Genomic DNA, 23,178 nt, shown 5'->3' with positions numbered 1-23,178 from the left:
CCGCGGCACAGGCACAGGCACAGCGCCGCCGGATGCCACGCGCACGGGCCCATCAGCGGCACCGGCCGGGCTCACCGGATCCGGCACGGCCATCCCGCTTCAGCGGCCGACCCGGCGTCCGGCGCCGATTCAGGCGTCGATCCAGTCACGGCGACGCCGCGCCAGCGCCCGGCCCGGCTTGTCGGCCAGCTTCAGCGTCGCCTGCCGGCGGGCCGCGTCGTCCGCGGCCGGCGGCTGCAGCCGGCATTCGTGGATGCGCTGGTCGCGCGCCAGCAGCAGGCGCACCGGCTGATCGCGGCCGGTCCAGGCCAGGCTGTCCTCGAAGCGGCGCACGCGCCAGCCGTCGACCGCCAGCAGCTCGTCGCCGACGGCCAGACCGGCCCGCGCGGCCGCGCTGCCGGCGGCCACCTGCTTGACCTGCACGCCCGACAAGGGGCCTTCGGCCAGCTTCAGGCCGAGCGCGGCCGTCCAGGGCCGGCGCTCATGGCCGAGGTCCACGCCCTGCTCGGCCAGCAGCTCGGCCAGCGGCAGCTCGGCCGTGCCGTGCACCCAGGCCGCCACCTCGTCGGCCAGCGGCCGGCCGGCCTGGGCCTCGAAGGCGGCGACGATGTCGGCCTCGGTGACCGGGCCGCCCTGGCTGGACGCCCACAGCGCACGCATCGCGTCGTCGAGCGTGCCGCCGTGGCGGCGCAGCAGCAGGTCGAAGGCCAGCGCCACCAGCGCGCCCTTCTGGTAGTAGCTGACGGTCGCGTTGAGGGTGTTCTCGTCCTGGCGGTAGTACTTGGTCCAGGCGTCGAAACTGGCCTGGGCCACGCTCTGTACGCGGCGGCCCGGCACGGCGGCCACCGCATTGACGGTGCGCGCGATCAGCTTCAGGTAGTGCGGTGCGTCGATCAGCCCGCAGCGGCGCAGGAACAGGTCGTCGTAGTAGGAGGTGAAGCCCTCGAAGAACCACAGCAGCTCGGTGTAGTTCTCGGCGCCGTAGTCATAACGGGCGAACTCGGCCGGCTTCAGCCGCTTGACGTTCCAGGTGTGGAAGTACTCGTGGCTGATCAGGCCCAGCAGCGTCACGTAGCCTTCGGCCGCGGCATCGGTCTCGGCCACGGGCAGGTCGCGGCGGTTGCAGATCAGTGCGGTGCTGGCGCGGTGCTCCAGCCCGCCGTAGCCGTCCTCGACCGCGTTGAGCAGGAACACGTAACGCTCGAACGGCGGGGCCTCGTCGCCGTGCCAGAAACGGATCTGGGCCTCGCAGATCTTCTGCACGTCGCGCAGCAGGCGCTCGCCGTCGAAGCGCGGCTTCGCACCGGCGACGACGAACTCGTGCGGCACGCCGCCCGCGGTGAAGCGGCCGCGCCAGAAGCTGCCGAGCTCGACCGGGTGGTCGGCCAGCTCGTCGTAGTCGGCGCACAGCCAGCCCTGGGGCGGCAGGTCGCCGACCTGGACAGCCGCCGCCCGGCGGCCGCGGGCCGGCGCGCTGCGGGCGGTGGCGGCGGATTCAGCCGGGGCCGGCGGCATCGCGGTGGCCACCTCCCAGCCGGCGGGCAGGCGGCCCAGCGTCAGCGCCTGGGGCTCGTCGCGCCGGCCCTCGGCCAGCAGCAGCAGGCTGGTCGGGTTGAAGAAGCCGCGCCAGGCGTCGAGCCAGCTGGCCCGCACCGAGTTGTCGTAGGCATAGACGCGGTAGCGCAGCACCAGCGCGCCACGGCCGCGGCAGCGCACGCGCCAGCGCGCCTTGTCGAGCTGCTCGACGGCGCGCGGCTGGCCGCCCTGGCTGGCCGTCAGGTCGCTCAGGTGGCGGCCGAACTCGCGCACCAGGTAGCTGCCGGGAATCCAGACCGGAAAGCTGACCTCCTGCTCGGCCGCCGGCGCCTCCAGCGTCAGCGTGACGCGCCAGTGGTGGGTGTGCAGATCGTCGATCTCGACGTGGTGGCGCACGGCGGGCATCAGGGCTCCTGGGCGGCGGGGACGGGGATCCGGCCGCGACCGGCGGCCACGGCGGACGGTGGGCGCGAGGTCGGCTCCGGCGGCGGGCTCAGGTCCCGGCCGCGCCGAGGAAGCAGCTGAAGGCCGCCACCGCCGTCAGGCGGAAGCGCAGCGTCAGCCAGTGGCCGATGCCCAGCACCGGATAGTGGCGGCGGTCGACCAGATAGCAGATCACCAGCATGAAGCCCAGCAGCGCCAGGCCGGCGCTGGGCGGCATCATCACGCCGACCCAGGCCACCAGCGAGGGCACGACGCCCCAGACGAAGACGAAGGCCGGCGGCGCCTGCATGCGCAGGCCCAGCCCCCAGTAGATGCCGCCGAGGAAGGACACGATGACCCCGCCGTAGGCCGACAGCAGATGGGTGGCGTAGGGATGGGCCCGCTCGTCGACGACCCAGATCAGCAGCGCGCCGATCACGAAGGGCACCAGACCGGCCAGGCCGAGCTGGCGGGCGGTGTCGGTCAACGGGGGATGGAACTCGGCGACGGACGAGGACATGGACGCGGGCGGACGGACTTCAGGGGCGCGGCGCCACGGCACGGGGCCGGACGTCACGGGACCGCGCGATTGTCACCGCAGCGCGACCGCCGTGCCGCGGCCTCAGCTCTTCTTGGCCGCGGCCGCCAGGCGGCTCTCGATCTGCGCGGCCGGAATCGCGCCGGGCGCGCGGCTGCCGTCCTCGAAGACCACCGCCGGCGTGCCCTGCACACGGTACTTGCGGCCCAGCTCGACATTGCGCTGGACAGCGGCGACATCGCAGTTGCCCATGGCCTTGGTCGGCGTCTCGCCGTCGATCATCCACCCACGCCAGGTCTTGCCCGGATCCTTGGCGCACCAGATGTCGCGCGACTTGGCCGTGCTGTCGGCGCCCAGGATCGGGTAGAGGAAGGTGTAGATCGTGACGTCCTTCAGCGCCAGCAGGTCCTTCTCCAGCCGCTTGCAGTAGCCGCAGTTGGGGTCCGAGAACACCACCAGCTTGCGCGCGCCGCTGCCCTGGCGGATGACGAAGGCGTCCTTCAGCGGCAGGCGGTCGAAGTCGATGGCCGTCAGCTTGTCGACGCGGGCCTGGGTCAGATCGGCGCGGGTGCGGGTGTCGATCAGGTTGCCCTGCAGGATGTGGTTGCCGTTCTCGTCGGCGTAGACCAGCTCGGTGCCGATGCGCACCTCGTAGAGGCCGGGGATCGGCGTCTTGCTGACCTCGTCGATCCTGGGCAGGTTGGGCAGGCGCTCGGCCAGCGCCTTGCGGATGGCGGCCTCGTCGGCATGCGCCGGTGCGGCGCCGAGCGCCAGCACGGCGGCCGCCAGCAGGCCGGTCGCCGACAGCGCGCGCCGCGCACGGGAAACCGGGCCGTGACAGGCCGGGCGGGGGACAGACGAGGTGCGCATCGGTGGAGGCGGCGGAGCCGCGGTGGGGGATCGGAGGTCGGCGACGGGCGCCGGGTTCAGTCGCCGAAGGCCTGGCCGGCCAGCACGCGCTTGAGCGGCGCCAGACGGTCCAGCAGAGTCAGGCCGCGGTTGCGGAGTTCCTTCGGCGCGGCGCCCGGCAGGGCGAACAGGCGCTGCAGGCCGTCGGTCAGGCCGGCCATGGCCGTCACCGGCCAGGCACGCGCGCGCTCATGGCGGCGCAACAGGCGTTCATCGCCCAGCGCGCGCCACGGCTCGCGCGCGGCCAGCACGGCCGCCAGCGCGCTGACGTCGGCCAGCCCCAGGTTCAGGCCCTGGCCGGCCAGCGGATGGACCTGGTGCGCGGCATCGCCGACCAGCACCCAGCCCGCGCCGCAGACCGGGCGGGCATGGCCGATGGCCAGCGGCCAGACCGCACGCTCGCCGACCAGGCGCAGCGGGCCGGCCGCACCGCCGGTGGCCTCCATCAACGCGGCCTCGAAGGCGGCCGGATCGGCCGCGGCCAGCTCCGCCGCCCGCTCGGGCGGCAGCGACCAGACCAGGCCGTAGCCCTGGCCCGGCTGCGGCCGGTCGAAGGGCAGCAGCGCCAGCACGTCGGGCGACTGGAACCACTGACGGGCCAGGCCACCGTGCGGCCGCTCGGCCTGCAGACGGGCCGCCAGCGCGCTCTGGCCATAGCCGTGGCGCTCGAAGCCGACACCGAGCGCCGCCCGACCGGCCGAATCCTTGCCCTCGGCCAGCACCAGCAGAGCGGCCTCGACCCGCGGACCGGCCGCCGCCGTGGCGCCGCCCTCACCTTCACCCGCCGGCCCGACCGGCCGCGCCAGCCCCGGCACCCGCACCCGGGCATCGGCCGGCAGCACGGCCACATGGGGGGCGAAGCGCACGGCCGCGCGCAGCGCGCGCTCCAGCTCGCCGGCATCGACGATCCAGGCCAGCGCGTCCACGCCCTGCTGCCAGGCCGAGAAGCCGATGCGCGCGCCCTCGGCATCGCCGGCCACGGCCATGTCCTCGACCGCGGTCACCGCGTCGGCCGGCAGCGCGTCCCAGACCTTGAGCTGCTGCAGCAGCGCACGCGCCTGGCGGTTCAGCGCCCAGGTGCGCAGATCGGGGGCGGTCGGCTCGGCCAGGCCCGCGCCCCCCCCGCCACCGCTGCCCGCAGCGGAAGCCGCCGGCACCAGACCCACACGCAGCCCCTGGCGCGAGAGCGCCAGCGCCAGCGCCAGGCCGACGGCGCCGGCCCCACGGATGCACACATCACAGGACGTCATCGGGCCATTGTAGAAAGCCCGGATGACCCGGCGACGGCGCCTAGAATCCCGGGTTTTCCGTCCAGATCCTGCCCTCGCTGCGCCCGGCTCGGGCCGCGCACGCCACGCAGGATGTCCCGAACACGCCCGAAAGCCTGCCATGAGCCTCAAATGCGGCATCGTGGGCCTGCCCAACGTCGGCAAGTCCACCCTCTTCAACGCGCTGACCAAGGCCGGCATCGCGGCCGAGAACTACCCCTTCTGCACGATCGAGCCCAACGTCGGCGTGGTCGAGGTGCCCGATCCCCGCCTGACGGCGCTGTCCGAGGTGGTCAAGCCCGAGCGCGTGGTGCCGGCCATCGTCGAGTTCGTCGACATCGCCGGCCTGGTGGCGGGCGCCTCCAAGGGCGAAGGCCTGGGCAACCAGTTCCTCAGCCACATCCGCGAGACCGACGCCATCGTCAACGTGGTGCGCTGCTTCGAGGACGACAACGTCATCCACGTCTCCGGCAAGGTCGACCCGATCGCCGACATCGAGGTGATCCAGACCGAGCTCTGCCTGGCCGATCTGGGCACGGTCGAGAAGAGCCTGCACCGCTACACCAAGGCCGCGCGCTCGGGCAACGACAAGGAAGCCGCCGCCCTGGTCAAGGTGCTGGAGAAGTGCCAGGCCGCGCTCGACCAGGCCCAGCCGGTGCGCTCGATCGACTTCAGCAAGGAAGAGCTGGTCATCCTCAAGCCGCTGTGCCTGATCACCGCCAAGCCGGCGATGTTCGTCGGCAACGTGTCGGAGACCGGCTTCGAGAACAACCCCTTCCTCGACCGCCTGCGCGCGTACGCGGCGGCCCAGAAGGGCGAGGTCGTCGCCATCTGCGCCAAGACCGAGTCCGAGCTCTCCGAGATGGAGGACGAGGACCGCGCGATGTTCCTGGCCGAGATGGGCCAGGACGAGCCGGGCCTGAACCGCCTGATCCGCGCCGGCTTCAAGCTGCTGGGCCTGCAGACCTACTTCACCGCCGGCGTGAAGGAAGTGCGCGCCTGGACCATCCGCATCGGCGACACCGCCCCGCAGGCCGCCGGCGTGATCCACGGCGACTTCGAACGCGGCTTCATCCGCGCCCAGACCATCGCCTTCGAGGACTTCATCGCCTGCAAGGGCGAGGCGGGCGCCAAGGACGCGGGCAAGATGCGCGCCGAAGGCAAGGACTACGTCGTCAAGGATGGCGACGTGATGAACTTCCTGTTCAACGTCTGACGATGGTGGGGGCCGCGTCCGCGGCCTTCCCCGCTCCGGCGGCATAGACTGGGCCGCCGGACGTCATGCCGACGCCGACTTCCGACCGCCGCCCCGCCTGACATGCTGACCATCGAGACCCTGTTTCCAGCGCCCTCCGATGCGATGCGCGCGGCCCTGGAGGCAGCGCCCCGGTCACTGATGGCCGTCAACGCCGCCATCAACTACCAGCAATCCCTGGCGCTGGACGATCCGCGCTACGAGTCCACGACGCAGGCGCGCGCCGAGCAGTTCGAGCACCGCTTCCACAGCCGCTTCAACTACAACCGGGCCACCGGCGAATTCGCCCCGCCGCAGCAGGGCAAGCATGTGCTGTTCTTCGGCCATGTGGGCTGCGGCAAGAGCACCGAACTGACCCAGTTGTGCCACCAGCTGCACCACCCCGACCGCTACTGGGTGGTGCGGGTGGACCTGCTGAACATGATCGACCCCAGCGACGCCCGCTACAGCGACGTCTGGCTGGCGGTGGCCGAGCGCCTGGTGGCACAGCTGCAGGCCGAGCAGATCCCGGTCAGCGACGTGGTGCTGAACCGGTTGCGCAACTGGTTCAGCGAGCGGGTGCTGGTCAGCGAGTCCCTGCAGGACCTCAACGCCAGTGTCCAGAGCGAAGCCGAGGTCGGCGGCGGCATTCCGTTCGTGGGCAAGCTGCTCGCCAAGTTCACGTCCACGATCCGGTTCGGCAGCACCCACCGCGACACGCTGCGCACGGTGGTGCAGAACACGTATGCCGAGTTCGTCGGCGCCATGAACCTGCTGGTGGCCGAGGTCACCGAGCAGCTGCAGGCACTGGGCAGGGGCCAGCGGGTGCTGTTCGCCATCGACGGCACGGACCGCTTCAAGGGCGACGACTGGCGCCGGCTGTTCGTCGAGGATGCCAACCAGCTGGTCATGGTCAACGCCATCGCGGTCTACACCGTGCCCATGGCCCTGAAATCCTGCGGCGCGCGGTTGGACCTGTTCGAGACCATCGTGCTGCCGATGATCAAGCTGCACGAGTTCTCGGCCGGACGCAGCCGCCGGGAGGCGGCCTACCGCACGCTGCGCGCCATCGTGCTCAAGCGCTGCCACCACAGCCTGTTCGAGGACCTGGCGGCGCTGGATGCGCTGATCACCTGGTCCGGCGGCCACCTGCGCGATGCGCTGCGCCTGCTGAACTACGCGTGTGCCAGCGCGGAGACGCCGACGCTGCGACGCGCCGATGTGGACGCCGCCGCCCAGGAGCTGGCCTACGACTACCGCGACTGGCTGCACGCCGACCACTACCCGGTGCTGGCCGCCGCCATGCGCGACCCCGACAACACCGGCACCAGCGACACCATCACCATGCTGGTGGAACGCAGCGCCCTGCTGGAATACAACACCGGCAGCTGGCGCCTGCCCCATCCGGTGATCACGCTGCTGCAGGGCTATCAGCGGGCCGCGGCCGCGGCGAGCACGGCGGACGGTTCTCCTGCCGCGGCCGCCAAGGCCTGAACGCACACGGGAACGGCCGGTGGACCCACTGAACGGGCCAGCACAGGCGCCAGCGCTGACCACCGAGGGCGCCGGCCTCGCCGAACGCCCGGATAGCGTCCAGGCCGAGGCCGAATTGGAAACGGAAGCCGACGGCCGTCTGCAGCGCGCCACCGCGGCGCTGCCCGTCGTCTGGCAAGCCCCGTTCCGCCGCCTGGGCCGCGATCTGATGGCCGCCGTCGGCCGAGGCCGCTGGCGCCTGGAAATCGCCGTGGTGGACGACCTGCGCCACCGCGCGCAACTGGCCGGCGCCCTGCAGCAGGTCTGGCCCGCTGCGCTGCAGCTGTCGGCCGGGCCTGGGCAGGTCGACTGGCTAGCGCTGGAACACGACCTGGCCGAGGCCGCCCACCAGGCCCCGCTGCTGCAACTGACGGGCCTGGAGACCTGGCTGGATCCACTGGAACGCGCCCCCACCGAAGCCCGCCTGCACGCCGCCAACCTGCGGCGGGATGCCTTTGCCCAGACGGTGCCGGTGCCCGTGGTGGTGTGGCTGCGCAACGCCCAACTGCGCGATTGGGTGGCACTGGCGCCGGACCTGTGGTCCTGGCGCAGCGGGGTGCACCGCTTCGCTGACCTGGCCGCTCCGGCCGAGCCGGCGCTCGCGATCACGCCCATGCCCTTCAACGCCAGACGGGCCGGTGACAACCGCAGCGCCGAGCAACGACGCGCCCGCATCGCGGAGCTGACCCGGCACCTGACCGCCACCGAGCTGCAGCCGGCCTCGGCCCCGCGGGTCGCACTGATCGACGAGCTGGCCGACCTGTACGCGTCGATCGGAGAGTGGGACGCTGCGCTGCAGTGGCGCCGTGGCGCGCAGGCGGACCTGCTGAAGGCACTGGACGACCCGCGCGAGCAGGCCATCAATCTGGGCAAGATCGCCGACGTGCTACGGGATCGAAGTGAGCTCGATGAGGCGCTGCGCATCCTGCGCGAGGATGTAATGCCGGCTTTCGAAAAGCTGGGCGACCAGCGCTCGCGGGCAGTGACGATGGGCAAGATCGCCAACGTGCTGCAGGACCGCGGCGAGCTCGATGAGGCGCTGCGCATCCGGCGCGAGGTTCAGCTTCCGGTCTACGAGAAGCTGGGCGACCCGCGCGAGCGGGCGGTGACGATGAGCAGGATCGCCGACGTGCTGCAGGACCGCGGCGAGCTCGATGAGGCGCTGCGCATCCAGCGCGAGGATGTGCTGCCGGCTTTCGAGAAGCTGGGCGACCAGCGCGAGCGGGCGGTGACGATGGGCAAGATCGCCGACGTGCTGCAGGACCGCGGCGAGCTCGATGAGGCGCTGCGCATCCAGCGCGAGGATGTGCTGCCGGCTTTCGAGAAGCTGGGCGACCAGCGCGAGCGGGCGGTGACGATGGGCAAGATCGCCGACGTGCTGCACGACCGCGGCGAGCTCGATGAGGCGCTGCGCATCCGGCGCGAGGACGAGCTGCCGGTCTACGAGAAGCTGGGCGACCGGCGCGAGCTGCTGGTCGGCAGCGCCAAGCTGGCCTTGACCCTGCTGCTGCGTGCGTCCGGGCCTGACCACGCTGAAGCCGCCCGACTGCTGCGCTCAGCCGACGCCGAGGCACAGCGCCTGCGCCTGCCGGAAGCCCTCCTGATCGAGAGGCTCTACGCGTCGGCATTCGGTCGACCGATCACCGACGAGCTACCAACCGATGGCACGACCTGAGTGAGCACAACCGTCGCATCCGCGGCCTGAGCGGCGGCCGACAGTCGACGATCAGCGGAGAGTGCGCGAGGTCCGGCCGCACCGCCTTGACCGGGAACCAGCACCAACGGCCAGTGACTGGCGTCGAGTGTGGAGAGCCTCGCGGCCGCTCAGGCCAGCACCACCGTCCGCAAGCCGTTGACGAACACGCGGCGCTCGATCAGCGCGCGCAGTGCCCGGCACAGCACCAGGCTCTCGATGTGGCGGCCGGTGGACTGCAGGGCCTCGGGGCTGTGGCCGTGGTCCACCCGTTCGAGCTCCTGCTCGATGATCGGCCCCTCGTCCAGATCGGCGGTGGCGAAGTGGGCGGTGGCGCCGATCAGCTTGACGCCGCGGGCATGGGCCTGGGCGTAGGGCCGCGCGCCCTTGAAGCCCGGCAGGAAGCTGTGGTGGATGTTGATCACCCGGCCGGCATGGCGGGTGCAGAAGTCCTCCGACAGCACCTGCATGTAGCGGGCGAGGACGACGAACTCGACCTGCTCGTCGGCGATCAGCCGCTCGAGTGCGGCCTCGGCCTGCGGCTTGGTGTCGACCGTCACCGGGATGTGGTGGTACGGCAGGCCCTCGGCGGCGACCAGCGGGGCCAGGTCGGCATGGTTGGAGACCACGCCGGCGATGTCCATCGCCAGATCACCGTGCCGCCACTGGGCGATCAGCTCGCGCAGGCAGTGGTCGGTGCGCGAGACCATCAGCAGCACGCGCGGGCGCTGCGCCATGTCGTGCAGCGCGCCGGCCGCGCCGCGCATGTCGGCGCACAGGCGGGCGTGCTCCTCGCGCAGCGGGGCCAGGCCGGGGCCGTCGACCGCCGGCACCGGCAGGCGGCAGACCGCCCGCAGGTAGAAGCGCTGGCTGAGCGTGTCGTCGAAGACGTTGAAGGCCTCGATGTAGGCGCCGTGGCGCTCCAGCAGCGTGGCCACGGCGGCGACCTGGCCGCGCGCGCTCGGCGCGTCCAGCGTCAGGATCGCGCGCCGGCTCACGGACGCGGTCCTTCGCCGGCCAGCCCGCACTCCAGCGTCGTGCGCTGCAGCAGCAGGTCGACGTAGGGCGCGAAGCTGCGGCGCACCAGCAGTTCGAACACCGGGGCCTGCGGGCCGCGCAGCGGTGCGGCGTCGCCGTCGACCGGACGCCACAGCCAGACCGAGGCCTTGAACCAGATGGTGCCGGCGCTCTGGCCGGGGTGGAAGGCGCGTGGATGCAGGTCCAGCGGACAGCCCTGGGCCAGCACCTCGCGCACCGGCGCACCGGCCAGCTGCAGCACGTGATAACCGCCGGACACATCGGTCACCGCGGTGTGGCGGCCGGCGAGCGCGGCGCGCAACGCGGCTTCGAGGGCCGGCGCGCGGCCGGGCTCGGCCAGCACGAACCAGTCGTCCGGGCCGGCCCACACCAGGCGCAGCGCGCCGAAGGGGCCGGTGCCGGCGGTGGTGGTGCAGGCCTGCAGCGGCAGCGCCACACCGAGGGTGGCGGCCACCGCGCCGGTGAAGCCGGCGTCGGCCGGATCGCCGCGCAGGTTCAGCACGGCCAGGTCCTGCAGCCAGTGACGGTGCAGCGCCTGGGCGGCGGTGGTGTGGGCGGCACGGGTGGTACGGGCAGACCGGGCGTCCGGTCGGGCAAGGATGTCAGTCGGCATGCTGGCGCTCGTTCTTCGGGTCGTAGAACACCGGGGAGGCGATGGTGGCGGTCATCGTGCGGCCGTCGTGGGTGGCCACGTGCACGCGCTGACCCATGCGTTGCAGGCCGCCGCGCACCACGGCCAGCGCGATGCTGCGGCCCAGCGTGGGGCTCATGTAGCTGGAGGTCACGTGGCCGGACATCTTGGCCGGCACGCTCTTCATCTCGTCGAGCAGGATCTGCGCGCCTTCGCGCAGCACGCACTGCGGGTCGTCGGCCAGCAGGCCGACCAGCTGCTTGCGGTCGGCGCGCACCGTGTCGCTGCGCGACAGCGAGCGCTTGCCCAGGCAGTCCTTGGTCTTGGTGACCATGGCGCCCATGCCGAGGTCGTGCGGCGTGATCGAGCCGTCGGTGTCCTGGCCGACGATGATGAAGCCCTTCTCGGCGCGCAGCACGTGCATGGTCTCGGTGCCGTAGGGCGTGATGCCGTAGGGCGCGCCGGCGGCGTGGATCGCCTCCCAGACGGCCAGGCCGTCACCGGCCGGCACGTTGACCTCGTAGCTGCGCTCGCCCGAGAAGCTGATGCGCATGATGCGGGCCTTGACGCCGGCCACCGTGCCCTCGCGCCAGGACATGAAGGGGAAGGCCTGGTCGTCGAAGTCGACGTCCTTGCACAGCGCCTGCAGCACGGCCCGGCTCTTGGGGCCGACCAGGGCGGTGGTGCTCCAGTGGTCGGTCACCGAGGTCAGGTAGACCTTCAGATGCGGCCACTCGGTCTGCAGCCAGCGCTCCAGCCAGGCCATCACGCGGGCGGCGCCCCCGGTGGTGGTGTGCATCATGAAGTGGTTCTCGGACAGGCGCACGGTGACGCCGTCGTCGAAGACCATGCCGTTCTCGTCGAGCATCAGGCCGTAGCGGCACTTGCCCGGTTCGAGCTTGGTCCAGGCGTTGCAGTAGACCCAGTTGAGGAAGGTCGCCGCGTCCGGGCCCTGGATGTCGATCTTGCCCAGCGTGGACGCGTCCAGCGTGCCCACGCGCTCGCGCACGGCCTTGACCTCGCGCGCCACGGCGGCGTGCAGGTCCTCGCCCGGCTTCGGGAAGTACCAGGCGCGCTTCCACTGGCCGACGTCCTCGAACGTGGCGCCGTGGCGCACGTGCCAGGGGTGCATCGGCGTCACCCGCACCGGGTCGAAGCCGTCACCCAGTTCCATGCCGGCCAGCAGGCCGAAGGTCACCGGCGTGTAGTTCGGCCGGAAGGTGGTGGTGCCGACCTGCGGGATGGCCTTGCCCAGCGCCCGGGCGGCGATGCCCATGCCGTTGATGTTGCCGGTCTTGCCCTGGTCGGTGCCGAAGCCCATCGCCGTGTAGCGCTTGACGTGCTCGATGGACTCGAAGCCCTCGCGCACGGCCAGCTCGATGTCGGAGGCGGCGACGTCGTTCTGCAGATCGACGAACTGCTTGGGCGCACGGGCGGTGCCGGCCGGATGCGGCACCAGCCACAGCGCGCGGATGCCGCCGACGGCCTTGGCCGGGGCCGGGCCGGCAGCCTTCACGCCGGCCGGCAGCGCGATGCCGGCGGCCTGCAGCGCGGCCGCGGCGGCGCTGCGGCCGTCATCGGCGGCGGCCTGCAGGCCCTGCAGCGCGCGGCAGGCGCCGGCCGAGCGCTCGGCCTGCACCGGCGTGCCGGGCAGGAAGGCGGCCAGCGCCTCGTCCCAGCGCGCCTTGCTGCCGCTCTGGCTGTGCAGGTGGATGACCGGGCTGAAGCCGCCGGAGACGGCCAGCAGGTCGCACGACAGGCTGCGCGATGCGCCGCCCAGGCGGTCCTGCGCGTCGAGCGCCTGCACCTTGACGCCGCTGATGCGCTTGCCACCGACGGCCTCGACCACGACCTGGCCGGCGTGGATGGCGATGCCGCTGGCCCGCGCCCGCACGGTCAGCGGACCCTCGGGCTGCGGTCGGGCATCGACCACCTGCACCGCCGCCCCGGCGGCCGACAGCGCCAGCGCCGCCTCGTAGCCGCCGTCGTGGTTGGTGAAGACCACGGCCTTGCGGCCCGGCAGCACCGCGTAACGGCGCACATAGGTGGTCACCGCGCCGGCCAGCATGATGCCGGGCAGGTCGTTGCGGGCGAACACCAGCGGGCGCTCATGGGCGCCGGTGGCCAGCACCACCTGGCCAGCGCGCACGCGCCACAGGCGCTCGCGGATCACCGGCTGACGGCCGGGGGCGAGGTGGTCGGCGCGCTTTTCCACCAGCGTGACCAGGTTGTGGTCCTGGTAGCCGAAGGCGGTGGTGCGCGGCAGCAGCTTGACCTCGGGGCAGGCGGCCAGCTCGGCCAGCGCAGCGTCGCGCCAGGCCAGCGGTGCGCGGCCGTCGACGGTGTCGTCGGCGCCGGCGCTCAGCAGCCAGCCGCCGAACTCGTCCTGCTCGTCGCAGACGATGACGCGGGCGCCGCTGCGGGCGGCGGCCAGCGCGGCGGCCAGGCCGGCGGCGCCACCCCCGACGACCAGCAGCTCGGCATGCACGAACTGCTTGTCGTAGAGCGCCGGATCATCCTGCGTCGGCGACTCACCCAGGCCGCTGGCGGCGCGGATGTGCTTCTCGAAGTAGTGCCACGCCGCCAGCGAGGCCATGAAGGTCTTGTAGTAGAAGCCGGCCGGCAGCAGGCGCGAGAACCAGTTGTTGGCCGCGCGCAGGTCGAACTCGATGCTGGGGCTGGCATGGATCGACTTCGCCGTCAGGCCGTCGACCAGCATGACCTCGGTCATGCGGGCATTGGGCACGGTGCGGTCGCCATCGAACAGCTGGACCAGGCCGTTGGGCTCCTCCACGCCGGCGGCCAGCAGGCCGCGCGGACGGTGGTACTTCCAGCTGCGGGCGATCATGCTGACACCATTGGCCAGCAGGGCCGAGGCGAGCGTGTCGCCCTGGAAGCCCTGGTAGGCGCGGCCGTTGAAGGTGAAGCGCAGCGGCTGGCGGCGGTCGATGCGGCCGCCCTGGGACAGGCGGGCGCTCATGCCTGGGCTCCTTGCGGGGTCTTGGAAGGGGTCATGTCCGGACGCACGGCCGCGGCATGGGCGATGGCCTCGGCGGCCTCGGCCGGCGCCGGCTCATCGCACCGCCAGGTGGCGACGATGCGGTAGTTGATGGTGTCGCGCAGCGCGTTGAACCAGCGGCCGCAGCCGCTGGCATGGCGCCACTGCTCGTGGTGCACGCCCTTGGGGTTGTGGCGCATGAAGACGTAATCGCCCCACTGCGCGTCGCTCAGCCCCTCGGTCTGCAGCGGGCGGGTGATGCCGCCTTCACCGCCGCAGTTGAACTCGGCCTCGGCTCGCACGCCGCAAAAAGGACACTTGATCTGCAACATGGAATGTCAGTCCGGAAAGATGTTCTTCTTCACCCAGCGGCCGCCGCGGAACCGGCTCGGCCGGGCCGCTGGCGGCGCCCCCTGGGGGGAGCGGCCTTGGCCGCTTCGGGGGGGACCTCAGTGCGCGACAGCCGCAGCGCCGTGCTCGTCGATGAGGTGGCCGCTGTAGAAGCGGTCCAGGCCGAGGGCGGCGTTGAGCGCGTGCGGCCGGTCCTGCGCGATGGTGTGGGCCAGCACCCAACCCGAACCCGGCGTGGCCTTGAAGCCGCCGGTGCCCCAGCCGCAGTTGATGTAGAGGCCCTTGACCGGCGTCAGGCCGATGATCGGGCAGGCGTCCGGCGAGACATCGACGATGCCGCCCCACTGCCGGTTCATCCGCACGCGCGAGAAGATCGGGAACATCTCGACGATGGCCTGCAGCGTGTGCTCGATGGTGTGGAAGCTGCCGCGCTGGCCGTAGCCGCTGTACTGGTCGATGCCGGCGCCGATCACCAGATCGCCCTTGTCGGACTGGCTGATGTAGGCGTGGATGGCGTTGCTCATCACCACCGTCGGGAAGATCGGCTTGAGCGGCTCGGAGACCAGCGCCTGCAGCGGATGGCTCTCCAGCGGCAGGCGGATGCCGGCCATGCCGGCGACCACGCTGGTGTGGCCGGCGGCGACGATGGCCACCTTCTTGGCCGAGATGAAGCCCTTGGCCGTGTCCACGCCGGTGACCGCGCCGCCGTCACGGCGGATGCCGGTGACCTCGCAGTTCTGCAGGATGTCCACGCCGAGCGCGTCGGCGGCGCGGGCGAAGCCCCAGGCCACCGCGTCGTGGCGGGCCACGCCGGCACGGCGCTGGATCGAGGCGCCCAGCACCGGGTAGCGGGTGTTCAGGTTGATGAAGGGCACGATCTCCTGGATCTGCGCCGGGCTCAGCATCTCCGCATCCACGCCGTTGAGACGGTTGGCGGTGACGCGGCGCTCGGTGTCGCGCATCTCCTGCAGCGTGTGGGCCAGGTTGAGCACGCCGCGCTGGCTGAACATGACGTTGTAGTTGAGGTCCTGCGACAGGCCCTCCCACAGCTTCATGCCCTTCTCGTAGAGCGCGGTGGACTCGTCCCACAGGTAGTTCGAGCGCACGATCGTGGTGTTGCGCGCGGTGTTGCCGCCGCCCAGCCAGCCGCGCTCGACGACCGCGACGTTGCGGATGCCGTGCTCCTTGGCCAGGTAGTAGGCGGTGGCCAGACCGTGGCCACCGGCGCCGATGATGACGACGTCGTACTGCTTCTTGGGCTCGGGCGAGCGCCACTGGCGCTCCCAGCCCTCGTGGTAGCTCATCGCGTTGCGCAGCAACGACCAGATCGAGAACTTCTGCATGGCTCTTGTGTCCTGTGCTTGTGCGTTAGCTGCTCAACATTCGACGATGTTGACGGCCAGGCCGCCACGGGCGGTTTCCTTGTACTTGGTCTGCATGTCGGCACCGGTCTCGCGCATGGTCTTGATCACCTTGTCCAGGCTGACGTGGTGGCTGCCGTCGCCGCGCAGCGCCATGCGGGCGGCGTTGATGGCCTTGACCGAGGCGATGGCGTTGCGCTCGATGCAGGGGATCTGCACCAGGCCGCCGACCGGATCGCAGGTCAGCCCCAGGTGGTGCTCCATCGCGATCTCGGCCGCGTTCTCGACCTGCTCGGGCGTGCCGCCCATGGCCCCGGCCAGCGCACCGGCGGCCATGCTGCAGGCCACGCCGACCTCGCCCTGGCAGCCGACCTCGGCGCCGGAGATGCTGGCGTTCTCCTTGTAGAGGATGCCGATCGCGCCGGCCGTCAGCAGGAAGTCGACGATGCCGGCGTCGTTGGCGCCGGGGATGAAGCGGGCGTAGTAGTGCAGCACCGCCGGCACGATGCCGGCCGCCCCGTTGGTCGGCGCGGTGACGACACGGCCACCGGCCGCGTTCTCCTCGTTGACCGCCAGCGCGTAGAGGTTGACCCAGTCCATCACCTGCAGCGGATCGCGCAGCGCGGCCTCGGGGTGGGCGCACAGCGCACGGTGCCATTCGGCGGCGCGGCGCTTGACCTTGAAGCCGCCGGGCAGGATGCCTTCGGTGCGGCAGCCGCGCGAGACGCAGTCCTGCATGACGCGCCAGATGCGGTGCAGGCCGGCATCGATCTCGGCGTCGCTGCGCCAGTGGCGCTCGTTGCGGCGCATCAGCTCGGCGATCGAGCAGCGCAGCTCGCGGGTGCGCGCCAGCAGCTCGTCGGCGCTGTGGAAGGGGTGCGGCAGCACCGTGGTGTCGGGTGCGATGCGCTGCGTGACGCTGCCGTCCTCGGCCACCTGGGCATCGACGACGAAGCCGCCGCCCACCGAGTAGTAGGTGCGCTCGGTCAGCAGCACGCCGTCGGCGTCGAAGGCCTGCAGCACCATGCCGTTGGCATGCAGCGGCAGGCTGTCGCGGCGGTTGAAGATGAGGTCCTGTGCCTCGTCGAAGGCCAGCGTCTGCTGGCCGCCGAGCGCCAGCTGGCGCGACTCGCGCACGCCGGCCAGCAGCGCCGGCACGGCGTCCACGTCGACCGTGTCGGGCTCGTGGCCGAGCAGGCCCAGCAGCACGGCCTTGTCGCTGCCGTGGCCCTTGCCGGTGGCGCCCAGCGAGCCGAACAGCTCGCAGCGCACACGGCTGGTGCGGGCCAGCAGCTCGTCGCGCTGCAGGCGGTGGGTGAACATCCGGGCGGCGCGCATCGGCCCCACGGTGTGCGAGCTGCTCGGCCCGATGCCGATCTTGAACAGGTCGAAGGTGCTGACGGCCATGGGGCGTTCCGTTCGCGTGGGGGGACTGGGCGGAGCGTGCCTGCGTGGACGGATCAGCGGTAGACCGGGAAATCGCGGGACAGCTGCGCGACCTGGTCGCAGACGGCGCCCAGCACGCCGTTGTCCTGCGGCGCGGCCAGCAGGTCGGCGATCAGGTTCGCGACCTGACGCGACTGCGCGACACCGAAGCCGCGCGTGGTCATCGCGCAGCTGCCCAGACGCACGCCGCTGGTGATCATCGGCTTCTGCGGGTCGTTGGGGATCGCGTTCTTGTTGACCGTGATGTGGGCCGCGCCCAGCAGGGCCTCGGCTTCCTTGCCGGTCAGGCCGGAGGCGCGCAGGTCGACCAGCATCAGGTGGCTCTCGGTGCGGCCGCTGACGATGCGCAGGCCGCGCTCGACCAGCGCGCCGGCCATCGCCTGGGCGTTGTCCAGCACGTTCTGCGCATAGACCTTGAACTCCGGCTGCAGCGCCTCGTGGAAGGCCACCGCCTTGGCGGCGATCACGTGCATCAGCGGGCCGCCCTGCAGGCCGGGGAAGACGGCGCTGTTGATCGCCTTCTCGTGCTCCGGACGGCACAGGATGATGCCGCCGCGCGGGCCGCGCAGGCTCTTGTGCGTGGTGCTGGTGACGATGTCGGCGTGCGGGATCGGGTTCGGATACAGGCCGGCGGCGATCAGGCCCGCGTAGTGGGCCATGTCGACCATCAGCAGCGCGCCGACGTCGTGGGCGATGCGGGCGCAGCGCTCGAAGTCGATGCGCAGCGCGTAGGCCGAGGCACCGGCGATGATGATCTTGGGGCGGTGCTCGCGGGCCAGACGCTCCATCGCGTCGTAGTCGATGGCCTCGTCGGCGTTCAGGCCGTAGGCCACCGGCTTGAACCACTTGCCGCTCATGTTGAGGGCCATGCCGTGCGACAGGTGACCGCCTTCGGCCAGGCTCAGGCCCATGAAGGTGTCGCCCGGCTGCATCAGCGCCATGAACACGGCCTCGTTGGCCTGGGCGCCGGAGTGCGGCTGCACGTTGGCGGCCCAGCCGTGGACGTCGGCACCGAACAGGCGCTTGACGCGGTCGATGGCCAGCTGCTCGGCGCGGTCGACGTGCTCGCAACCGCCGTAGTAGCGGCGGCCCGGATAGCCTTCGGCGTACTTGTTGGTCAGCTGGCTGCCCTGGGCGGTCATGACGGCCGGCGAGGTGTAGTTCTCGCTGGCGATCAGCTCGATGTGGGCTTCCTGGCGGCGGTTTTCCTGGCGGACGACCTCCCAGATCTCGGGGTCGATGGCGGACAGGGCGTGATCGGTGTGGCTGAACATGGCGGGCGGAGGCGTCGGAAGGGGGCCGGTGCGGCGGTCCGTCGAAGCGTGGCGTACACCCGACGGCATGGGCTGCATCGTCGCCGCCGCCATCCGGCCACGCCTTGCTGTTTACGACACCGCCTTGCTGATATGCGTCAGCACTCCGGGTCAATCCGGAGGCAGCGGAGGTCCCGGATCGGCCGCACGCCGCGGCCGCGGAACCGTCCGCACACCCGGTCCGGCCGCACCGGCCGACCGCTCAGCCCGCCGCCCCGGCCCGCCCGCTCGTCAGGGCCGGTTGACGCGCCCGGCCAGCACCGTGGTGAGCACCCCGGCCAGCACGATGGCGACGGCGGCGAGTTCGCGCGCGTCGAGCGCCTCGCCGGTCAGCAGCCAGGCCAGGGCCAGGGCCACCGGCGGATTGACGTAGGCATAGCTGGCCGCCACCAGCGGCCCGCTGACGCGCTGCAGGTGGTTGTAGGCCGCATAGCCGCCGGCCGACAGCACGAGGCTGAGCCAGGCCAGGGCGGCCCAGGCCTGCAGCGGCGGCCAGCCGGGCCAGACCTCGCCCCGCACCAGGCCGCCGAGGCCCGCGACCGAGGCCCCCACCAGCAGCTGCACGCCGGCCGCCCACAGCGCGGACTCGGGCATGCGGTGCGGGCTGCGGCCGGCCCGCGTGGCCAGCACGGCCGCCAGCGCCGCGCACACCGCGCTGGCCAGCACCAGCCCTTCACCGCGCGGGCCGCCGGCCTGGCCCGGGCGCAGCAGATCGAGGTTGAGCAGCGCGACGCCGCAGACGCCGAGCACCGCACCGGCCGTCTGGCCACGGTTGAGCCGCTGCCCGCTGCAGGCCAGCAGCACGCTGGTGAGGATGGGCACGGCCGCGTAGAGCACGGCCGAGCGGCCGGGGCTGGCCGTCTGCAGACCGAGGCTCAGCAGGGATTCACCGAGCCCGACCAGCAGCAGGCCGACGAGCGCCGGCCGCAGCAGCTGACGCCGCCCCGGCGCCGGCTGGCGGCAGAGCACGGCCACGCCGATCAGCGCCACGGCCGCCAGCGCATTGCGCAAGGCGACGGCCAGCAGCGGCGGCAGCAGTGTGACCAGATGGCCGAGCGCCAGATAGCTGGTCGACCACAGCACCCAGACGACGAAGAGCGAGGCCCAGACCCGCCCGCGCTCGGCGGACGACGGGGCCGCCGGAGCGGACGGGACAGGCACGGTGTCGAACGGGCGGAAGCCGGAACGGGGACGGGACGCCGGGCACGGCCGGCGCCCCGGGGGACGACCGGCGACGGGCGGCGGGCCGCCCGCACGCGGCGGACGGCGCCGGCCCGCCCCGCGGCCTGACGGACGGACTCAGGCGCTGGCGCGCAGCACCTTGCCGGCCGCGAGCGGCAGTGCCGCGGCCAGCGGTGCCGGCGCACGGCGCAGCGGCCGGCGCTCGGGCTCGGCGCGCAGCGGCGCGGCACGGTCGACGCCCGGCGGCGCGACCACCGGCGGCACGTCCGGCACCGGGCCGCGGCCCAGCATGTCGGGCAGCGGCGACGGCGCCGGCGCATGCGACAGCACGACCGGCGGCCGGCGCGGCGCGCGCCGCACCGCCGTCGTCGCCTCGGCGGCGGGCATCTGGCGGTCACGCCGGCGGTCCTCGCTCGGCGCATGGCCGAACAGCGCGCGGTAGGCCTTGCAGAAGTGCGACGAGGACTGGAAGCCGCAGGCCACGGTGATCTGCATGATGGGCTGCGCGGTGTGCATCAGCAGCTCGCGCGCGCGGCGCAGCCGCAGGTTCATGTAGTGCTGGGCCGGGCTCAGGCTGTAGTAGCGGTGGAACAGCCGTTCGAGCTGGCGCAGCGAGACCCCGGTGGCCGCGGCGATCTCCGACAGCGGCAGCGGCTCCTCGATGTTGGCGGCCATCAGCTCGGCCGCCTCGGTCAGGTGCTCGTAGCCGGGGCCGATGCATTCGGGCTGTGGCAGGCGCTGCTGGTCGGTCGGCGCCCGCATGCGGTCGACGATGAACTGCTCGGAGATGTCGACCGCCAGCTTCTGGCCGTGGTGGCCGCGCACCAGGTGCAGCATCAGGTGCAGCGGCGCGGTGCCGCCGGAGGCGGTCAGGCGGTCACGGTCGATCAGGAAGACCTCCTGCGCGAACTGCACCTTGGGATGGGCCTCGCGCAGCGCGGCCAGGTTCTCCCAGTGCACCGCGCAGCGGTAGCCGTCGAGCACGCCGGCCGCGGCCAGCGCATGGGTGCCGGTGCACAGCGCGCCGAGGGCCACGCCGCGTGCGGCCAGGCGGCGCAGCAGCGCGCGCACCGGCTCGGTGGTGGCCTGCTGCACGCCGACACCGCCGCAGACGAAGACCACCTCGCAGTGGGCCAGCGCCGCCAGCGAGGCGCCGTCCTGCACCAGTTGCAGGCCGTTGCTGGCGTCGACGGTGCTCACGCCCGCGGCCACCGGCAGGCCCGGCCAGTCGCCGCCCTGCGCCTCGGCCTCGCCGGCCGGGGCGGCGGCCACCGTCCAGCGGTAGAGCGTGCGGCGGCTCAGGTAGTTGGCCATGCGCAGCACCTCGAGCGCGTTGGCGAACGCGATCATCGAGTAGTTGTGCAGCAGCAGGAAGCCGATGTGCCGGGGCGGAGCTTCAGGACGAGGGGGCATGGCGTGGCGACGGCGACGGGTGGACAGGAGCGGCCGCCGCAGCGGCCGTGACGGGCACCGCGCAGGGCCCGGTGCAGGAGGAACAGCAGGATCCATGCCCCGCCGCATCGGCGCCGCATCCGCACCACCGTGAGGCCGTGCGGGTGCGGGCGCCGGAGCTCAGCTCTCGCGCCGCACGGCGCCGAAACTCTCGGTCAGGCGGTCGAGGATGATGGCCAGCAGCACCACCGCCAGCCCGCTCTCGAAGCCGAGTCCGATGTCCAGGCGCTGGATGCTGGCCAGCACGTCGTTGCCCAGACCACCGGCGCCGACCATCGAGGCGATGATCACCATCGACAGCGCCATCATGATGGTCTGGTTGACACCGGCCATCAGCGTGGGCATCGCGATCGGCAGCTGCACCTTCCACAACAGCTGGAACGAGGTGCAGCCGAAGGCCTGGCCGGCCTCGACCTGCTCGGCGTTGACCTGCCGGATGCCGAGCGCCGTCAGGCGCACCACCGGCGGCATCGCGAACACCACCGTGGCCAGGATGCCGGGCACGCGGCCGAGGCCGAACAGCATCGCCGCCGGGATCAGGTAGACGAAGGCGGGCATCGTCTGCATGAAGTCCAGCACCGGGCGGATCAGCGCGTTGATGCGCTCGCTGCGGGCGCAGACGATGCCCAGCGGCACGCCGACGATCAGGCTGATGAAGGTGGCCGAGAACACCAGGGCCAGCGTGACCATGGTCTGGTCCCAGAAGCCGGTGATGCGGATGACCATCAGGCTGACGAAGACGAACAGGCCGAAGCGCCAGTGCAGGCGCCAGACCCCGAGCGCGACCACGCCGATGATGACCAGCCACGAGGGCACGGCCAGGAACAGCGCCTCGATCTGGCCGGCGAAGTGCTCGACCAGACCGCCGATGGCATCGAAGACGGTGCCCCCGTGCTCCAGCAGCAGACGCACGCCCTGGTTGACCAGGTCGCCCAGCGGCAACATCCCCTTGGTGTCGCCCAGCAGTTGTTGGAGCCAATCAGCCGACATGACGGGTACTCGCGATCTTGACCAGGAGGCTCTTGGGGGTGATGCAGCCGAGCAGGTGCTCGGCCTCGTCGAACACGTTCACCGGTTGATCCATGCCAAGGACGGTGCGCAGCGTGTCCGGCAAAGTGGTGGTGCTGCGCAGGCGTGCAGCGCTGTCGAGCGCGATGATCTGGGCACTCGGCATCGTCGGATCGACCAGATCGGCGGCGGTCAGATAACGCGAGGTGTCGACGCCCTTGAAGAAGCGCCGCACATAGTCGTTGGCCGGCCGGGTGACGATCTCGTGCGGGCTGCCTTCCTGCACCAGGTTGCCGCCTTCCATGATGGCGATGCGCGTACCGATCTTCAGGGCCTCCTCCAGATCATGCGAGACGAAGAAGATCGTGCGGCTCTGTTCGCGCTGCAGCTGCAGCATCAGGTCCTGCATCTCGGTGCGCTTGAGCGGATCGAGCGCCGAGAAGGCCTCGTCCATCAGCAGGATGTCGGGATCGACCGCCAGCGCCCGGGCCAGGCCCACGCGCTGCTGCATGCCGCCCGAGAGCTGGCGCGGCAGCTTGCCGGCGTAGGTCTTGAGGCCGACCTGCTCCAGCGCGCCCATCACCTTGTCCTGGTACTGGCGGCGCGAGCCGCCGGCGATCTCCAGACCGAAGGCCACGTTGTCGAACACCGTGCGGTGCGGCATCAGCGCGAAGCTCTGGAACACCATCGCCACGCGCTTGCGGCGCCAGCGCACCAGCTCGGACTGCGGCAGGCGGGTGATGTCCTCGCCATCGATGGTGATGCTGCCGGCCGAAGGCTCGACCAGGCGGTTGATCAGACGGATCAGCGTGGACTTGCCCGAGCCCGACAGGCCCATGAGCACATGGATGTCACCGGCGTGGACATCGAAGCTGACCTTGTTGACACCGACGACCTGGCCGGTGCGCTGGACGATCTCGTCCTTGCTCAGGCCCTGCTGCAGCAGGGTCAGCGCCTGTTCGGGGCGGGCACCGAAGATCTTGGTGAGATTGCGTACCCGTATCTTGGGGTCGGACATCAGCGCCTCCTGGGGGCTTGCGGGGTATCGGAACGCGGAAGCCATCTTCGCAAAGCACGTGCCATCACGGAATCTGGCTTCCCCGGGGGGGTGGCGGGGGTTCTGGGGGGAGTGCGGACATGCGGCGGCGCCACGGCCCGGGGGGCGGTGCGTGTCGTTCGTCGCGGTGCACGCCATGCACCGGTGCCGTGCATGGCGGGCGGGGGCGTGGCGCGCGGGGGTGGCGCGCCGGAGCGCACCGCCGTT

18 protein-coding genes are annotated in these 23,178 nt (G+C 71.9%); 3 read left to right on the top strand and 15 right to left on the bottom strand.

The annotated features are described in order from the left end of the window. Positions 1 to 129: 129 nt before the first annotated feature. From AACH11_RS02200 to AACH11_RS02185, 4 genes are all read right to left on the bottom strand, one after another. Positions 130 to 1,941, bottom strand: coding sequence for a M61 family metallopeptidase (locus tag AACH11_RS02200; RefSeq protein WP_341372552.1), 1,812 nt, complete (start codon positions 1,939 to 1,941; stop codon positions 130 to 132). Positions 1,942 to 2,029: 88 nt separating this feature from the next. After that, the gene (locus AACH11_RS02195; protein WP_341372551.1) at positions 2,030 to 2,479 is read right to left on the bottom strand and encodes a DUF3429 domain-containing protein; all 450 of its coding nucleotides are present in this window, start codon (positions 2,477 to 2,479) and stop codon (positions 2,030 to 2,032) included. A gap of 102 nt (positions 2,480 to 2,581) precedes the next feature. Then, positions 2,582 to 3,367, bottom strand: a complete 786-nt coding sequence (locus AACH11_RS02190; RefSeq protein ID WP_341372550.1) for a DsbC family protein — start codon at positions 3,365 to 3,367, stop codon at positions 2,582 to 2,584. A gap of 56 nt (positions 3,368 to 3,423) precedes the next feature. Then, positions 3,424 to 4,656 carry an FAD-dependent monooxygenase gene (locus tag AACH11_RS02185; protein ID WP_341372549.1) on the bottom strand — a complete coding sequence of 411 codons (1,233 nt, stop codon included), beginning with the start codon at positions 4,654 to 4,656 and terminating at the stop codon, positions 3,424 to 3,426. Between the two features lie 139 nt (positions 4,657 to 4,795). On the opposite strand from AACH11_RS02185, the gene ychF reads away from it, so the two are divergent. From ychF to AACH11_RS02170, 3 genes are all read left to right on the top strand, one after another. After that, positions 4,796 to 5,890, top strand: a complete 1,095-nt coding sequence (ychF, locus tag AACH11_RS02180) for a redox-regulated ATPase YchF (protein ID WP_341372548.1) — start codon at positions 4,796 to 4,798, stop codon at positions 5,888 to 5,890. 102 nt (positions 5,891 to 5,992) lie between these two features. Beyond that, the gene (locus AACH11_RS02175) at positions 5,993 to 7,402 is read left to right on the top strand and encodes an ATP-binding protein (RefSeq protein ID WP_341372547.1); all 1,410 of its coding nucleotides are present in this window, start codon (positions 5,993 to 5,995) and stop codon (positions 7,400 to 7,402) included. Between the two features lie 19 nt (positions 7,403 to 7,421). After that, entirely contained in the window at positions 7,422 to 9,116 is a 1,695-nt protein-coding gene (locus tag AACH11_RS02170) for a tetratricopeptide repeat protein (protein WP_341372546.1), read from the top strand. A 149-nt stretch (positions 9,117 to 9,265) separates the two neighbouring features. Here the strand turns inward: AACH11_RS02170 and AACH11_RS02165 are convergent, their stop codons facing one another. From AACH11_RS02165 to AACH11_RS02115, 11 genes are all read right to left on the bottom strand, one after another. Continuing rightward, a complete protein-coding gene (locus AACH11_RS02165) occupies positions 9,266 to 10,132 on the bottom strand; it encodes a formyltetrahydrofolate deformylase (RefSeq protein ID WP_341372545.1) in 867 nt (288 codons plus the stop codon). Further along, the gene (locus tag AACH11_RS02160; RefSeq protein WP_341372544.1) at positions 10,129 to 10,785 is read right to left on the bottom strand and encodes a sarcosine oxidase subunit gamma; all 657 of its coding nucleotides are present in this window, start codon (positions 10,783 to 10,785) and stop codon (positions 10,129 to 10,131) included. Before AACH11_RS02160 ends, AACH11_RS02165 begins: the two co-directional genes overlap by 4 nt. Beyond that, positions 10,775 to 13,783, bottom strand: coding sequence for a sarcosine oxidase subunit alpha family protein (locus AACH11_RS02155; RefSeq protein WP_341372543.1), 3,009 nt, complete (start codon positions 13,781 to 13,783; stop codon positions 10,775 to 10,777). Before AACH11_RS02155 ends, AACH11_RS02160 begins: the two co-directional genes overlap by 11 nt. Further along, positions 13,780 to 14,133, bottom strand: a complete 354-nt coding sequence (locus tag AACH11_RS02150) for a sarcosine oxidase subunit delta (protein WP_341372542.1) — start codon at positions 14,131 to 14,133, stop codon at positions 13,780 to 13,782. Before AACH11_RS02150 ends, AACH11_RS02155 begins: the two co-directional genes overlap by 4 nt. 117 nt (positions 14,134 to 14,250) lie before the next feature. Next, positions 14,251 to 15,495 carry a sarcosine oxidase subunit beta family protein gene (locus tag AACH11_RS02145; protein WP_341372541.1) on the bottom strand — a complete coding sequence of 415 codons (1,245 nt, stop codon included), beginning with the start codon at positions 15,493 to 15,495 and terminating at the stop codon, positions 14,251 to 14,253. Positions 15,496 to 15,528: 33 nt separating this feature from the next. Next, positions 15,529 to 16,920 (bottom strand): L-serine ammonia-lyase, encoded by a 1,392-nt coding sequence (locus AACH11_RS02140; protein ID WP_341372540.1) that lies wholly within the window; start codon positions 16,918 to 16,920, stop codon positions 15,529 to 15,531. Positions 16,921 to 16,973: 53 nt separating this feature from the next. After that, positions 16,974 to 18,233 (bottom strand): serine hydroxymethyltransferase, encoded by a 1,260-nt coding sequence (glyA, locus tag AACH11_RS02135; protein ID WP_341372539.1) that lies wholly within the window; start codon positions 18,231 to 18,233, stop codon positions 16,974 to 16,976. A 270-nt stretch (positions 18,234 to 18,503) separates the two neighbouring features. Further along, a complete protein-coding gene (locus AACH11_RS02130) occupies positions 18,504 to 19,433 on the bottom strand; it encodes an EamA family transporter (RefSeq protein WP_341372538.1) in 930 nt (309 codons plus the stop codon). Between the two features lie 138 nt (positions 19,434 to 19,571). Further along, positions 19,572 to 20,867, bottom strand: a complete 1,296-nt coding sequence (locus AACH11_RS02125) for a GlxA family transcriptional regulator (protein ID WP_341372537.1) — start codon at positions 20,865 to 20,867, stop codon at positions 19,572 to 19,574. Positions 20,868 to 21,026: 159 nt separating this feature from the next. Then, on the bottom strand, positions 21,027 to 21,851 hold the full coding sequence (locus AACH11_RS02120) for an ABC transporter permease (protein ID WP_341372643.1): 825 nt from the start codon (positions 21,849 to 21,851) through the stop codon (positions 21,027 to 21,029). A gap of 34 nt (positions 21,852 to 21,885) precedes the next feature. Further along, on the bottom strand, positions 21,886 to 22,932 hold the full coding sequence (locus tag AACH11_RS02115) for a quaternary amine ABC transporter ATP-binding protein (RefSeq protein WP_341372536.1): 1,047 nt from the start codon (positions 22,930 to 22,932) through the stop codon (positions 21,886 to 21,888). Positions 22,933 to 23,178 lie beyond the last annotated feature (246 nt).

The sequence above is a fragment of the Pseudaquabacterium rugosum genome, from assembly GCF_038066575.1.
In the GTDB taxonomy this organism is placed as follows: domain Bacteria; phylum Pseudomonadota; class Gammaproteobacteria; order Burkholderiales; family Burkholderiaceae_C; genus Pseudaquabacterium; species Pseudaquabacterium rugosum.
The sequence above is the reverse complement of the archived record's forward strand: the minus strand, read 5'-3'. Positions and strand labels throughout refer to the sequence as shown.